The organism is Cobetia sp. 4B (assembly GCF_018831605.1).
Taxonomy (GTDB): Bacteria; Pseudomonadota; Gammaproteobacteria; order Pseudomonadales; family Halomonadaceae; genus Cobetia; species Cobetia amphilecti.
Genome location: NZ_CP059843.1, coordinates 144,970 through 160,245, shown reverse-complemented (window position 1 = coordinate 160,245; position 15,276 = coordinate 144,970). Strand labels below are relative to the sequence as shown.

Genomic DNA, 15,276 nt, shown 5'->3' with positions numbered 1-15,276 from the left:
ATTCAACCTGCAGACTGGCAAATGGCTAGGAATTCGTCGATCTGGAGCGAGGCACCGCCCACGAGACCGCCGTCGATATCCGGCTGCGCAAGCAGCTCGGCGGCATTGGCAGCTTTCATGCTACCGCCGTACAACAATTGCATTGCCTCGGCGAGCGAGGCAGACCACTCGGCCAGGCGCGCACGAATGGCCGCATGGACCTCCTGCGCCTGCTGGGGCGAGGCGGTGCGCCCAGTACCGATGGCCCAGACGGGCTCATAGGCGACGACCAGACGCGTGCGCGCATCGGCGGAGAGCGCGGAGAACACCGCCTCCAGCTGTCCCAGCACGACACGCTCCGTGTCACCGGCTTCACGCTCCTCGAGCGTCTCACCGACGCACAGCACCGGCGTGAGGCCAGCGGCAAGCGCCGCCTCGACACGCGCCAGTACCGCCGCATCGTCTTCAGCATACAGGCTTCGACGCTCCGAGTGACCGACCAGCACCATCGCGGCACCGACATCCTTGAGCATCTGACCCGCCACTTCGCCGGTAAAGGCACCCTCGCTCGCCGGGTTCAGCGTCTGCCCCGCCAGCGCCACGCTCACAGGCATGCTCGCGCGAGCGGCGCTCAGATAAGGGAAAGGCACTGCCAGCGCCACCTGAATGCCCTGCGGCAGCTCAGCCGCCTGCAGGCCCCGGGCAAACTCATCGACCAGGGCAAGATCACCATTCATCTTCCAGTTTCCGGCAATCAGCGGTGTACGCATGTGCTTCTCCCTTGTGAGCAGTGCGAGGATGGTAATGGAGCCGCCCTTGACTGACAACCTTCGCGACCCCTGTCAAGCCCCGTGATCCGGCACGATCAGGCTCGGGGCAACTGCCAGAAACGACAACAGGCGCACTCGGCGCCTGTTGTCGTCCTGTGCAACTCGACCGCTCAGCGACGTGAACCGTCGCCCCGGCGAGCCGCCTTGTCAGCGCATCACGCCGACATGCTGGATTCGACCGTCGCGGCGATCTGACCCGCCAGCGCATCGACATCGAAGTGCGGACGCCCTTCGACCATGACGCGAATCAGCGGTTCCGTGCCGCTGGGGCGCAGCAGCACGCGCCCTTCATTGCCCAGCGTCTGCTCCACTTCGACCACCGCGGCCTGCACGGCGTCCGCCGCCATCAGCGCCTTGTTGTCACAACCCGGCGCCAGACGCACATTGATCAGCGCCTGCGGGGCCTTTTCGAAGCCGACCAGCAATTCACTGAGCGAGCACTCTTCACGCGCCATGATCGCCAGCACCTGCAGCGCCGAGACGATGCCATCCCCGGTGCTCTGGATATGGCTGCAGACGATGTGGCCGGAGGATTCGCCACCCAGCTGCCAGCCGTTGGCTTCCAGACGCTCGATGACGTAGCGGTCACCGACCTTGGCACGCTCGAAGGGAATTCCCAGGCCTTCCAGTGCTGCCGCCAGGCCGAAGTTGGACATCAGGGTGCCGACGACACCACCGCCCAGCACGCCGCGCTCGTGACGGTCACGCGCGATCATGTAGAGGATGTCGTCGCCATCGATGACACGGCCATCGGCATCGACCAGGATCAGGCGGTCACCATCTCCATCGAAGGCCACGCCCAGATCGGCGCCCTGCTCGATGACGGCCGCGCGCAGCGCCTGCGGGTGCGTGGAGCCGACGCCCTGATTGATGTTGAGGCCATCCGGCTCACCGCCGATGACGCTGACCTTGGCACCCAGCTCACGGAAGACGTTCGGCGCGATGTGATAGGTCGCACCATGCGCGCAATCCAGCACCACCTTCATGCCGTGCAGACCCAGACGGCCCGGCAGCGTGGACTTGCAGAATTCGATATAGCGGCCGGCCGCATCCTGGATGCGTGACGCCTTGCCCAGGCTGTCCGGGCCGACGATCACGATGTCGCGGTCCAGCTCGGCTTCGATCTCGGCTTCCAGCGCATCATCCAGCTTGGTACCGGCAGCGGAGAAGAACTTGATGCCGTTGTCCGGATAGGCGTTGTGGGAGGCCGAGATGACGATGCCGGCATCGGCGCGGAAGGTGCGCGTCAGATAGGCGATCCCCGGCGTCGGCATCGGGCCGAGCAGGGACACATCGACGCCCGCTGCCGAAAGGCCGGACTCGAGCGCGGATTCGAACATGTAGCCCGAGATGCGCGTGTCCTTGCCGATCAATACCTTGCCGCGGCCGTGACGGGCGAATACGCGGCCTGCCGCCCAGCCCAGCTTGAGCATGAAGTCTGGCGTGATGGGGAATTCCCCGACCGTGCCGCGAATACCATCCGTACCAAAATAACGTCGACTCATCGTATCGTGCCTTCCTGTAGCACGGCCCATGCCATGTCGACAGCGTCGACAGTCGGGGCCACGTCGTGAACGCGAAACAGTCTGGCCCCGTCACGAACGGCCAATGCCGTCAGTGCCAGGTTACCAGCCAAGCGATCCTCTACCGCGCGCCCGAGGGCATTGCCGATCATGCTCTTGCGTGACGTGCCGATCAGCAGCGGGAGGTTGAATTCATGCAACTGCGCCATGCGGTGATACAGGCGCAGATTGTCTTGCAGTGACTTGCCGAAGCCAAAGCCGGGGTCCAGCAGCAGTCGCTCACGCGCGATGCCCGCCGCCTCACAGGCCGCGATACGCGCCGCCAGGAACGTCCGGACTTCCTGCTCGATGGACTGAGCATAATGCGTATCCTGCTGCATGGTGTCCGGCTCGCCGCGCATGTGCATCAGACAGACGGGCAGGCCGCTGTCAGCGGCGGCCTCGAGCGCGCCGTCTCGATTCAGCGCACGCACGTCATTGATCATGCCGGCCCCCAGCCGTGCGGTTTCGCGCATGACTTGCGGGTTGCTGGTATCGATGCTCACCAAGGCGCCCAGCTCGCTCACCAGCCGCTCCACCACCGGGCAGACCCGCTCAAGCTCTTCTTCGGTGCTGACCGGCGTCGCCCCGGGCCGCGTCGACTCACCGCCGACATCGATCATCGCGGCACCATCGCCCAGCATCTGCTCGGCATTGCGCAGCGCGGCGTCCAGGGTCGCGCTGCGGCCGCCATCCGAGAAGGAGTCCGGCGTCACGTTGAGAATCCCCATCACCCGCGGACGCGAAAGATCGAGAAGGCGTCCAGCGCACTCCAATGACATCAGATGGCCCACTCGAGGCTCGAGAGGCGCACTCAAGGCAGAATTCGTCATGGCATTCCATGCAGGCGAGAGGGGCACGAAGGTGGCTTCGCAGCCCGGTCAGAAATGATTGCGCACCACTTTAAAGAGCCAGCCCATGGTGCGCAAGGCGTGGAATGGCCACCACACGGGGCGTCAGCAGATGGCAACGCCATTGGCTCAGACCTTTCACCCCACGCTCATCATGGCGCTGACAATGCCCGTGCAGAGACATGAGTCGACACCGTCACGCCACGGCGTAGGCCACTCATCAGCAGCACCTTAATTTCAACAGCGTCATTGCTGCAGCGGTACAGGCCACCACTGCTGCAGACAAGAAAACGCCCGACTGGCAAGCCAGTCGGGCGTTTTTCCTTTCAGAGGCTCGGACATCGCATGCGATATCGGGCGCCCCTTATGCCTAGATCAGGCCTAGATCAGGCCTACATCAGGCCTACATCAATGGCCGCTCGGACCACCCAGCGGATCAGACGGACGACGGCGGTTGCTGTCGTCATCTTCACTGCCATCAGCGTCGTCATCCGCCTTGGGAGCTTCCGGCGCTTCCGCCTTCGGAGTGTCGGCAACCGGGGCCACCAGGCCACCGTCACCGCCGCTCGCCGGGCCACCCCAGTCCTTCGGCGGACGCGGAGCACGACCTGCCATGATGTCCGCCAGCTGCTCGGCATCGATGGTTTCGTAGGTCATCAGCGCTTCGGTCATCGCATCCAGCTTGTCGCGATTCTCTTCCAGGATCTGCTGCGCCTTGGCGTAGCACTCGTCGATGATACGACGCACTTCCTTGTCGAGACGCGAGGTGGTGTCGCCAGACTTCAGCTTGCCGCCACTCTGACCCGGACCACCGAGGAACTGATGGGACTCGTCCTCGTCGTACATGATCGGGCCCATCTCGCTGGAGAGACCCCACTTGGCGACCATGTTGTGGGCAAGCTCGGTAGCACGCTTGATGTCGTTGGACGCGCCGGTGGTGACACCGTTCGGGCCCAGCGTCATCTCTTCGGCGATACGACCGCCGAACAGCGAGCAGATCTGACTGATGATCTGCTGACGCGAGTAGCTGTAGCGATCCTCTTCCGGCAGGAACATCGTCACACCCAGCGCACGACCGCGCGGAATGATCGACACCTTGTAGACCGGATCATGCTCGGGCATCACCAGGCCGATGATGGCGTGGCCAGACTCGTGATAGGCCGTGTTGCGCTTCTCCTTCTCGGACATGACCATCGATTTGCGCTCGGCGCCCATCATGATCTTGTCCTTGGCCAGCTCCAGCTCTTCCATGCCGACCAGACGCTTGTTGCGACGCGCGGCGAACAGGGCGGCTTCATTGACCAGGTTGGCCAGGTCCGCACCGGAGAAGCCCGGCGTACCACGTGCAATGTTGACCGGCACGACGTCATCGCCCATCGGCACCTTGCGCAGGTGAACGCCGAGGATGTGCTCGCGGCCACGGATGTCCGGCAGCGCGACGGTCACCTGACGGTCGAAGCGGCCCGGACGCAGCAGCGCGGGGTCAAGCACGTCAGGACGGTTGGTCGCGGCGATGACGATGATGCCGTCGTTCGCCTCGAAGCCATCCATCTCGACCAGCAGCTGGTTCAGTGTCTGCTCACGTTCATCGTGACCACCGCCCATGCCGGAACCACGGTGACGGCCGACGGCGTCGATCTCATCGATGAAGATGATGCACGGCGCCTGCTTCTTGGCCTGCTCGAACATGTCACGCACACGGGAGGCACCGACACCGACGAACATCTCGACGAAGTCAGAACCGGAGATGCTGAAGAACGGCACCTTGGCTTCACCGGCGATCGCCTTGGCGAGCAGGGTCTTGCCGGTGCCCGGCGGGCCTACCATCAGGACGCCACGCGGAATCTGACCGCCAAGACGCTGGAACTTGCTGGGGTCCTTGAGGAAGTCGACCAGCTCCTCGACCTCTTCCTTCGCTTCGTCACAGCCTGCGACGTCGCTGAAGGTGGTCTTGATCTGGTCCTGGCTCAGCAGCTTGGCCTTGGACTTGCCGAAGCTCATCGGGCCACCCTTGCCGGCGCCGCCACCCTGCATCTGGCGCATGAAGAACATGAAGATGGCCAGAATGATCAGAATCGGGAAGCTGGCAATCAACAGGCGTGTCCACAGCGACTGCTGCTCAGGCTTCTTGCCGATGACCTCCACCTTGTTGGCAAGCAGGTCATCCATCAGCTTGGGATCGGACGCCGCCGGCCGGATGGTGGTGAAGCTGGAGCCATCGGCCCGCTCACCCTCAATGGTGTAACCATCGATGGTCACACTCTTGATCCGGTCGTTCTGCACCTGCTGGACGAACTGTGAATAGTTCATCGCCTGCGGCGAGGTATCGACGCTGAAGTTGTTGAACACCGTCAGCAGCACTGCTGCGATGATCAACCAGAGAATCAGGTTCTTCGCCATGTCGTTCAAGGGGACACCCTCATTGCATGAATCTGTCTTGGCATGCCGTGAATACTCCGACTGCCGTCTTGTGGTGGCCTGCCATGCTATCTGATCGTGCCTGCGGGGTATCAAGTCAGCGCAACGCGCCACTTCGCCTACCGAGTCACTCAAAGCTTGCCGTGCATTGTGCTACTTGCCTGCCAGCATCGGTAAGGCATTGAAACCCACCGAACTGTCACTGGCCCATCGTACTCAAGACCCAATGATATCGACACTACACCAGATGGGGGCTGGCAACCATTGCTTAAAGCCCGACGATGGACTATTGCACCGATAGACAGCCTGCATCAGCCAGCGCTGCGACTCGCCCGGACACATTGGCGCCAGTCTGGACGAGCATCGCATGGCTCGCCTTAACCCGCGATGAAGCATGCGACCAGCAACGTGGAAATCTCGCCACCGCGAGTCAGTGCCTGCCGCGTGCAGCGGCATGCAAGGACACGGGCCATCAGCCCTTGAAGCCCTGCCCCAGCAGATAGACTTCGCGTGAGCGTGCACGCGACGCTTCCGGCTTGCGGGTCACGACCTTCTTGAAGCTGCCGCGCATATCCTTCAGATAGGCATCGAAGCCCTCGCCCTGGAAGACCTTGACCAGGAAATTGCCGCCCGGCTTGAGGGTCTGACGCGCCAGATCCAGCGCCAGCTCGACCAGGTACATGCCGGCAGGCTGATCGATCGCGCTCATGCCGCTCATGTTGGGCGCCATGTCGGAGATCACGAGGTCCACCGGGCGGTCACCCAGGGTAGCCAGAATCTGGTTCAGCACGGCCTCTTCGGTGAAGTCGCCCTGAATGAAGTCGACACCGGCCAGGGCGTCCATCTCGAGAATGTCGGAGGCGATGACCACGCCTTCCATGCCGACGCGGTCCGCGGCGATCTGGCTCCAGCCTCCGGGGGCTGCGCCGAGGTCGATGACGGTGGCGCCTGGCTTGAGCAGGCAGTCCTTGTCATCGATTTCAATCAGTTTGTAGCTGGCACGGGAACGATAACCGTCGGCCCAGCTGCGCTGGACATAGGCGTCATCAAAGTGTTCCTTCATCCAGCCAGCACTGCTCTTGCTGGGGTGAGCCACGTTGTCACCTGGAATGTCGGGGAAAATCGAATACTGGCGGGAGATAGCGCGGGGGATAACGACGACACGAAAGGCGTGGCAAGCTTGCGCACGGGTCGTGTCATGAGCGTCGTCATGGAGTAGAATGGCGGGTCCTGCGCGCGGTTCCGCCCGTGGGCACAGACATTGCCTGCGCAACAGACGGGTTCACACCCCTGGATTTCAAGCCCTGGAGTCGACCCTGTCTTTCGCTACGCTCCCCGCTCCCATCGGACGCCAACAGGGAAACTTTACGATACCATGAGCTTGTCACAGTCACAAAAGAAAGCATTTCGCAGCATCGGGCACCATCTTGACCCGATCGTCACCGTCTCGGAAAACGGCCTTTCCGAAGGCGTCGTGACCGAACTGGAGCGCGCACTGCACGATCACGAACTGATCAAGCTGAAGCTGGCGATCAACGATCGCGAAGCGCGCGGAGAGGTGGCTCGCCACCTGTGCAGCGAAACCGGCGCGACCCTGATCCAGAGCATCGGCAAGATCGCTCTGCTGTATCGCCGCAACCCTCAGGCCAAGCCGAAGCTATCGAACGTACAGCGCTTCAGCGAGAAGTAAGCCGCCGGGCCCAGGCCTGACGAGGCTCACCTCGCACGCCACGCCTGCCGCAGACAGAAACGCCGCCCTCATCGAGGGCGGCGTTTCTGTTTTCTGTAGCTGACAATCACGACCTGATGACGCGGAGAGCCGCCTCCCTGAAGGATTTCGTGCCCGCAGGCCAAAAAAACAGCCCTGCCGGGATGACCGGCAGGGCTGTCACGACATCAGGATCTGACGAATCAGAGGCGATGCACTTCAGATGTGACGTGCCTCAGATGTGATGCACTTCGGAGATTTCATACTCCACATCGCCACCCGGGGTACGCACGACCACGACATCCCCTTCTTCCTTGCCGATCAGCGCACGCGCGATCGGAGAGGTGACGGAGATCTTGCCGTCCTTGATGCTGGCTTCATCTTCGCCAACGATGCGGTAGCGCACTTCGCTATCGTCATCGAGGTTCATCAGGTCGACCGTGGTGCCGAAGATCACCTTGCCGGTCTTCGGCAACTTGGTGACGTCGATCACCTGGGACATGGAGAGCTTGGACTCGATCTCCTGGATACGACCCTCGATGAAACCCTGCTGTTCACGCGCGGCGTGGTACTCGGCATTCTCCTTGAGATCGCCGTGCTCACGGGCTTCCGCGATGTCAGCGATGACCCGGGGACGCTCAGTGCCCTTTAGGTGCTCGAGCTCCTTGCGAAGGCGGTCTTCGCCTTCGACGGTCATCGGACTTCTACTCATATCATGACTCCTGCATGCATATCCTGGAGACGACGGACCTTGACGTCGTTGCCGTAGGCAAGCGCCATGCACACGGCATTAGCACCCGCCAGCGTCGTGGCGTAGGGCACCTTGTGCGCCAGCGCCGTGCGACGGATCACGGACGAGTCATTGATGGCCTGACGTCCCTCTGTGGTGTTGACGATATAGGCGATCTCGCCGTTCTTGATCATGTCGACGATATGCGGCCGCCCTTCGAACACCTTGTTGACGGGTTCAACCTCGAGGCCGGCAGCGGCGATCACCTCTGCCGTGCCACGGGTAGCACAAAGCGTAAAGCCTAATGTTACCAGAGAGCGGGCCACCTCGATAACGCCCGCCTTGTCGAACTCACGCACGGACAGGAAGGCCTTGCGATCGCCAGTCAGGGTCGGGATGGCTTCACCGGCACCCAGCTGCGCCTTGTAGAAGGCTTCCGCGAAGGTATCGCCGGAGCCCATCACTTCGCCGGTGGACTTCATTTCCGGCGACAGGATCGGGTCGACCCCCGGGAACTTGGCGAACGGCAGCACCGCTTCCTTCACACTGTAGAAGGTCGGCACGATTTCCTGGGTGAAACCGATCTCTTCCAGGGTCTGGCCGGCCATGCAGCGTGCGGCGATCTGCGCCAGCGACTGGCCGATGCACTTGGAGACGAACGGCACGGTACGTGAAGCGCGCGGGTTGACCTCGATGACGTAGATCACGCCATCCTGCCAGGCCAGCTGCACGTTCATCAGACCGACGACGTTGAGCTCCAGCGCCATGCGCTTGACCTGCTCGCGCATCTCTTCCTGAACGTCTGCCGGCAGCGAGTACGGCGGCAGTGCGCACGCGGAGTCACCGGAGTGGATACCGGCCTGCTCGATGTGCTGCATGATGGCGCCGATCACGACCTGCTTGCCGTCGGACACCGCGTCGATGTCGACTTCAATGGCAGCGTTCAGGAAGTGGTCCAGCAGCACCGGCGAGTCATTGGAGACCTTGACCGCGTGGGTCATGTAGTTCTCGAGCTCGGCGGCGGAGTAGACGATTTCCATCGCGCGGCCGCCCAGCACGTAGCTCGGGCGCACCACCAGCGGGTAACCGATGACCTCGGCCTTGACGAAGGCTTCCTCGAAGCTGCGCGCGGTGGCGTTTTCCGGCTGGATCAGACCGAGCTTCTCGATCATCTGCTGGAAACGCTCGCGGTCTTCGGCGCGGTCGATGGCGTCCGGCGTGGTACCGATGATCGGCACACCGGCGGCTTCGAGCTCACGCGCCAGCTTCAGCGGCGTCTGGCCACCGAACTGGACGATGACACCGACCGGCTGCTCCTTGTCGGCGATCTCCAGCACGTCTTCCAAGGTGACCGGCTCGAAGTAGAGGCGATCGGAAGTGTCGTAGTCGGTGGACACGGTTTCCGGGTTGCAGTTGACCATGATGGTCTCGTAGCCGTCCGCGCGCATGGCGAGGGAGGCGTGGACACAGCAGTAATCGAACTCGATGCCCTGACCGATACGGTTCGGACCGCCACCCAGCACCATGATCTTCTTCTTGTCGCTGACTTCCGCCTCGCACTCTTCCTCATAGGTGGAGTACATGTAGGCGGTGTCGGACGCGAATTCGGCGGCACAGGTGTCGACGCGCTTGTAGACCGGACGGATGCCCTGCTTCTGACGGTGCTTGCGGAAGGCCTTCTCGGACACGCCCATCAGACGCGCCAGGCGCGCATCGCTGAAGCCCTTGCGCTTGAGACGGAACAGACGATCAGCGTCCATCTCGCCCAGCGAGCTTGCGGCCACTGCGCCTTCCTGAGCGATCAGGTCGGCCAGCTGCACCAGATACCAGCGATCGATGTTGGTGAGGCGGAAGATCTCTTCGATATCGAGACCGGCACGCATGGCATCGGCGATGTAGAAGATACGCTCGGCACCGGCGGCCTGCAGCTCGCCCTTGATACGCGCCATGTTCTCGTCGCTGAAGTTCTCTACGATCGGGTCGAGACCATCAACGCCGGTCTCCATGCCACGCAGCGCCTTCTGCAGGGATTCCTGGAAGGTACGGCCGATGGCCATGACTTCGCCGACCGACTTCATCTGCGTGGTCAGGCGGTCATTGGCCTGCGGGAACTTCTCGAAGGTGAAGCGCGGAATCTTGGTGACGACGTAATCGATGGACGGCTCGAAGGACGCCGGCGTCTTGCCACCGGTGATGTCGTTCTGCAGCTCGTCCAGGGTGTAGCCGACGGCCAGCTTGGCGGCGATCTTGGCGATCGGGAAGCCGGTCGCCTTGGAAGCCAGTGCCGAGGAACGCGACACGCGCGGGTTCATCTCGATCACGACCATGCGGCCAGTGTCCGGACAGATGCCGAACTGGACGTTGGAACCGCCGGTCTCGACGCCGATCTCACGCAGGACGGCCAGCGATGCATCACGCATCAGCTGGTATTCCTTGTCGGTCAGGGTCTGGGCCGGGGCGACGGTGATGGAGTCGCCGGTGTGCACGCCCATCGGGTCGAAGTTCTCGATGGCGCAGACGATGATGCAGTTGTCGTTCTTGTCACGAACGACCTCCATCTCGTATTCCTTCCAGCCCAGCAGCGATTCGTCGATCAACAGCTCGCGGGTCGGCGACAGCTCGAAGCCGCGATGGCAGATCTCTTCGAATTCTTCACGGTTGTACGCCACGCCGCCGCCGGAACCGCCCATGGTGAAGCTGGGACGGATGATGGACGGGAAGCCCAGCTCGGCCTGGATTTCCCAGGCTTCTTCCATGGAGTGCGCGACCTTGGCCTTCGGGCACGCCAGACCGATCTTCTTCATCGCCTTGTCGAAGCGATCACGGTCTTCGGCCTTGTCGATGGTGTCGGCGTTGGCACCGATCATCTCGACACCGTACTGCTCGAGCACGCCTTCGCGCTCCAGCGCCAGCGCACAGTTCAGCGCGGTCTGGCCGCCCATGGTCGGCAGGATGGCGTCCGGGCGTTCCTTCTCGATGATGCGCGCCACGGTTTCCCAGGTGATCGGCTCGATGTAGGTCGCATCGGCCATCACCGGGTCGGTCATGATGGTTGCCGGGTTGGAGTTGACCAGGATGACCCGGTAACCCTCTTCACGCAGGGCCTTGCAGGCCTGTGCGCCGGAATAGTCGAACTCGCACGCCTGGCCGATGACGATGGGGCCGGCGCCGATGATCAGGATGCTGTTTAGGTCTGTACGTTTCGGCATGTCTCTTCCCGCAATGATCTGGTGACTGAACTCAACGATGGATCAGGCCCTCGGGCCTGCGCTCGGCTCAGCGTCGCGCGCGCATCATCTCGATGAAACGATCGAACAGCGGGGCGACGTCCTGCGGGCCGGGACTGGCTTCCGGGTGACCCTGGAAGCTGAAGGCCGGGCGGTCGGTGCGCTCGATGCCCTGCAGGCTACCGTCAAACAGCGACTTGTGGGTCGCGCGCAGGCTGCTCGGCATGCCCGCTTCATCCACTGCGAAGCCGTGGTTCTGGCTGGTGATCATCACCACACCGCTGTCGAGGTCCTGCACCGGGTGGTTGGCACCATGGTGACCGTGGCCCATCTTGACCGTGGTCGCGCCGGAGGCCAGTGCCAGCAGCTGGTGACCCAGGCAGATGCCGAAGACCGGCGTGTCGGTCTCGAGCACTTCACGAATCGCGGTGATGGCGTAGTCGCAGGGCTCGGGGTCGCCCGGGCCGTTGGACAGGAAGACGCCATCCGGATTGAGCGCCAGCACCTCGGCGGCAGGCGTCTGCGCCGGCACGACGGTCAGGCGGCAGCCGCGGGATGCCAGCATGCGCAGGATGTTGTGCTTGACGCCGTAGTCGTAGGCGACCACGTGGAAGGGACGCTCGGACTCACGGGTATCGGCATAGCCTTCGCCCAGTGTCCATTCGCCTTCGTGCCACTCGAACTGCTCGCTGCAGGAGGCTTCCTTGGCCAGGTCCATGCCCTTCAGACCCGGGAAGGCACGTGCCGCTTCCAGCGCGCGTTCGACGGCGTCATCACCCTGGGCATCTTCACCGGCGAGGATGGCACCGTTCAGGGAGCCCTTCTCGCGCAGGATGCGCGTCAGGCGACGCGTGTCGATGTCAGCGATGCCGACGACGTTCTCGTCGCGCAGATACTGATCGAGAGAACGAGTGGAGCGGAAGTTGCTGGCCAGCAGCGGGAGGTCGCGGATGACCAGGCCGGCGGCTGCGACGCTGTCGGACTCGGTGTCCTCGTCGTTGATGCCGGTATTGCCGATGTGCGGATACGTCAGAGTGACGATCTGTCGGGTGTAGGAGGGATCGGTCAGGATTTCCTGGTAGCCGGTCATGGCAGTGTTGAACACTACCTCGCCGCTGGTCTGCCCATCAGCACCGATGGCGCTGCCGTGAAATACACTGCCGTCTTCCAAGGCCAGTATCGCGGGTTTGATCAACGCAACGTCCTCCCCATAGTGTCCACTTTCCTGCCCGGAATCCGCGGTCGAACACCGGACATGCTGCTTGATTATCGTGCTCGGCATTCGCCGAGCCTGTGTCCCGCTGCCGACTTCTGCCAGGTGCCTGTCACTGGACAGACGCGCGCCAGAAGCGGCAAATTCAGGTTGCAAAAAAGCGGGACGAAACCGAAAAATCAGGTTTCATCCCGCTTGTTATCATTCTTCGGAATACTGCTGGCCCGAGCGCTGCCAAAACGGCAACCAATAGGGCGGCCAAGAACGTGGCCAAATTGGGTAGAGATTACCGGAATCCTTGAGTGCTGACCACCCCGCGCATGCCCCGCCAGCAGGCGACAAGGCCCACGATACGGCCGTTTCGTCGCTGCGGTCAGCTTGACGAAACCCTTGGCCGAGCCGGAACACTGCACAGCGCTTGTAAAGCGACGCAGTCCAGCGGCGCAAGGCGGCCAGAATGGCTCACGCGTGCGCCGCATCCTGCCCACCGAGACAGCTTTAAAGAAATTTTCCTGAATGTCGCCAGACTGTCATCTCAGCGCTTGGCTCTCCATTTCGCTCCCCACCTTGCTCTCCACTTCGCTCACTTGAGCCCCAGCACATCCTGCATGTCATAGCGGCCGACTTCGCGCCCTGACAGCCATTCGGCCGCGCGTGCCGCACCCTTGGCGAAGGTCATGCGGCTCGACGCCTTGTGGGTGATCTCGATGCGCTCGCCTTCAGTGGCGAACATCACGGTGTGCTCACCGACGATGTCACCGGCACGCACGGTGGCGAAGCCGATTTCCTTGTCGGTACGCGGGCCACACTGACCTTCACGCGCGAAGACACCGTGGGTGGCGAGATCACGCCCGATGGAATGCGCCACGGCTTCGCCCATCGCCAGCGCCGTACCGGAGGGAGCATCGACCTTGTGGCGGTGGTGCGCCTCGATGATCTCGATGTCATAGCCGGCATCGCCGAGGGCACGCGCGGCGGTTTCCAGCAGCTTGAGGGTCAGGTTGACGCCGGAGCTCATGTTGGCCGCGAACACGAAGGGCACGCTGTCACGGTAGCCATCCAGCTGCTCGAGCTGCTCCGGCGTGAAACCGGTCGTGCCGATCACCATGCGCTTGCCGTGCTCGGCGCACAGCGCCAGATTGGCCAGTGTCACCTGCGGTGCGGTGAAGTCGATCACCACGTCGAAGTCATCCACCACGGCAGCCAGACTGTCGCTGGCGACCACGCCCAGACGACCCTGACCGGCCAGCTCACCGATGTCGACGCCCGCCAGGGAGCTGCCGGATTCGACGATACCCGCCGCCAGCGTCAGACCTTCCACTGCGCCGACGGCCTCGACCAACGTGCGTCCCATGCGTCCGGCGACGCCCATGATTGCGATACGGGTCATGCTGACTCCTGAATATTATGATCATGATGGCGATCACATCGGTCTTGTGCCGAAGGTGCATCGCGTGTCCTGCCGACGAGTATATCAGCCGCCTGCAGCGTTGGCTGACGTCATGTATTTGTGTCGGTTACGCGCTAGAGTAGCCTCGTACCAGGTTGTCTCCTGTTGATCGTCATTTTTCTCATCACCGCTCAGTCTCCGGAGTCAGCATGCCTGCACGCCAATCCCCCGCCTCGCGCCGCTGGCGCATGCTCCAGACCCTCGCTGTCACCACGGCGCTCGCCGGCCTGTTGAGCGCCTGCGGCGTTCACCCGCGCCCCTACACGCTGGCTTCGCCGGAACAGAAGAGCGAGTTCCCGGAAATCCAGTGGTGCGGCACGCTCAGGCTGCCGGGCAAATGGCTGGATGACACCCCCGTCGGCGGCCTGTCGGACATCGGCTGGGACCAGGACGAGTCACTGCTGTATGCCGTGTCGGACCGCGGCTGGCTGCATCGTCTGCGGCTCGCCTTCCGCCACGGCGAACTGGTCGGGGCCAAGGCGCTCAATACCTACACCCTGCGCGACGAGACCGATGTCTCGCTGCGCGGCGCCCTCAGTGATGCCGAGGGCCTGCAGCTGCTGCGCGCGAACAATGACCGCCGCGGCGATTCCCGCCTGGTGATCAGCTTCGAGCAGCAGCCACGCGTCGAGCACTTCCTGCCCAGCGGCCTGGCCGTCAGCGAGCCCTTCACCCCGATGGGCGCGCGCGGTGCGGCGCCCAACAACGGCATGGAAGCCCTGACCCTGCACCCGGAATACGGCATGCTCGCCGGACTGGAAGCCACGCCGGAAGGCATGAGCGACGGCATGACGCGCATCTTCAGCCTCGACGACAAGCACGAGTGGAGCTACCCGCTGGCCAGCGACACCGGCTCGAGCCTGACCGCGATGGAGATGCTGCCCGACGGTGACATGCTGATGCTGGAGCGCGCCTTCTCACCACCCTTCCCGCTGGTGATCAGTCTGCGCCGCGCGCATCTCGGCGAGCCCGGCACCCAGGCCGAGGTGCGCACCCTGGCACGCCTGTCGAGCGGCGATGGCTGGTCGCTGGATAACTTCGAAGGGCTGACGCATCTGGAAGGCAATCGTTTCCTGATGATCTCGGATGACAACTTCAGCAGCTTCCAGACCACGCTGCTGAGCTGCTTTGCCGTCATCGAGCCAGAGGCCTTCACGGCTGAATCAGCGCCGGAGTAGCCATGCCCCGGGCTGTGCTACTGGACTGAGCTACCAGAATGAGTCACCGGACTGAATTGCTTGACCGAGCCACCGAGCCTGAAACGCGAGAGCCCCGCACTCGAGGAGTCGAGTGCGGGGCTCTCTGGCA

At 63.0% G+C, this 15,276-nt stretch carries 11 protein-coding genes; 2 read left to right on the top strand and 9 right to left on the bottom strand.

Annotated elements, in window-relative coordinates:
- Positions 1–2 precede the first annotated feature (2 nt).
- From tpiA to rlmE, 5 genes are all read right to left on the bottom strand, one after another.
- The gene (gene tpiA, locus H2O77_RS00715) at positions 3–749 is read right to left on the bottom strand and encodes a triose-phosphate isomerase (protein WP_043333389.1); all 747 of its coding nucleotides are present in this window, start codon (positions 747–749) and stop codon (positions 3–5) included.
- 215 nt (positions 750–964) lie between these two features.
- Positions 965–2,314 (bottom strand): phosphoglucosamine mutase, encoded by a 1,350-nt coding sequence (gene glmM, locus H2O77_RS00710; protein WP_043333386.1) that lies wholly within the window; start codon positions 2,312–2,314, stop codon positions 965–967.
- Positions 2,311–3,153 carry a dihydropteroate synthase gene (gene folP / locus H2O77_RS00705; RefSeq protein WP_240548772.1) on the bottom strand — a complete coding sequence of 281 codons (843 nt, stop codon included), beginning with the start codon at positions 3,151–3,153 and terminating at the stop codon, positions 2,311–2,313. Before folP ends, glmM begins: the two co-directional genes overlap by 4 nt.
- Positions 3,154–3,630: 477 nt before the next feature.
- Positions 3,631–5,631 (bottom strand): ATP-dependent zinc metalloprotease FtsH, encoded by a 2,001-nt coding sequence (gene ftsH, locus H2O77_RS00700; RefSeq protein WP_215823701.1) that lies wholly within the window; start codon positions 5,629–5,631, stop codon positions 3,631–3,633.
- 481 nt (positions 5,632–6,112) lie between these two features.
- Positions 6,113–6,736 carry a 23S rRNA (uridine(2552)-2'-O)-methyltransferase RlmE gene (gene rlmE / locus H2O77_RS00695; protein WP_346428192.1) on the bottom strand — a complete coding sequence of 208 codons (624 nt, stop codon included), beginning with the start codon at positions 6,734–6,736 and terminating at the stop codon, positions 6,113–6,115.
- A 279-nt stretch (positions 6,737–7,015) separates the two neighbouring features.
- On the opposite strand from rlmE, the gene yhbY reads away from it, so the two are divergent.
- Positions 7,016–7,330, top strand: coding sequence for a ribosome assembly RNA-binding protein YhbY (gene yhbY, locus H2O77_RS00690; protein ID WP_043333380.1), 315 nt, complete (start codon positions 7,016–7,018; stop codon positions 7,328–7,330).
- Positions 7,331–7,583: 253 nt separating this feature from the next.
- Here yhbY and greA read toward each other — a convergent pair whose 3' ends face one another.
- The 4 genes from greA to dapB all read right to left on the bottom strand — a co-directional run bounded on the left by greA (position 7,584) and on the right by dapB (position 13,908).
- Complete coding sequence (greA, locus tag H2O77_RS00685; protein WP_043333374.1) at positions 7,584–8,060, bottom strand: transcription elongation factor GreA; 477 nt, start codon at positions 8,058–8,060, stop codon at positions 7,584–7,586.
- Positions 8,057–11,287, bottom strand: coding sequence for a carbamoyl-phosphate synthase large subunit (carB, locus tag H2O77_RS00680; protein WP_107335696.1), 3,231 nt, complete (start codon positions 11,285–11,287; stop codon positions 8,057–8,059). The genes greA and carB overlap by 4 nt, the downstream gene beginning before the upstream one ends.
- A 67-nt stretch (positions 11,288–11,354) precedes the next feature.
- Complete coding sequence (carA, locus tag H2O77_RS00675) at positions 11,355–12,500, bottom strand: glutamine-hydrolyzing carbamoyl-phosphate synthase small subunit (protein ID WP_192839084.1); 1,146 nt, start codon at positions 12,498–12,500, stop codon at positions 11,355–11,357.
- 601 nt (positions 12,501–13,101) lie between these two features.
- Complete coding sequence (dapB, locus tag H2O77_RS00670; RefSeq protein ID WP_043333367.1) at positions 13,102–13,908, bottom strand: 4-hydroxy-tetrahydrodipicolinate reductase; 807 nt, start codon at positions 13,906–13,908, stop codon at positions 13,102–13,104.
- Between the two features lie 209 nt (positions 13,909–14,117).
- Here dapB and H2O77_RS00665 point away from each other — a divergent pair, with 209 nt between their 5' ends.
- The gene (locus tag H2O77_RS00665; protein WP_131431138.1) at positions 14,118–15,146 is read left to right on the top strand and encodes an esterase-like activity of phytase family protein; all 1,029 of its coding nucleotides are present in this window, start codon (positions 14,118–14,120) and stop codon (positions 15,144–15,146) included.
- Positions 15,147–15,276 lie beyond the last annotated feature (130 nt).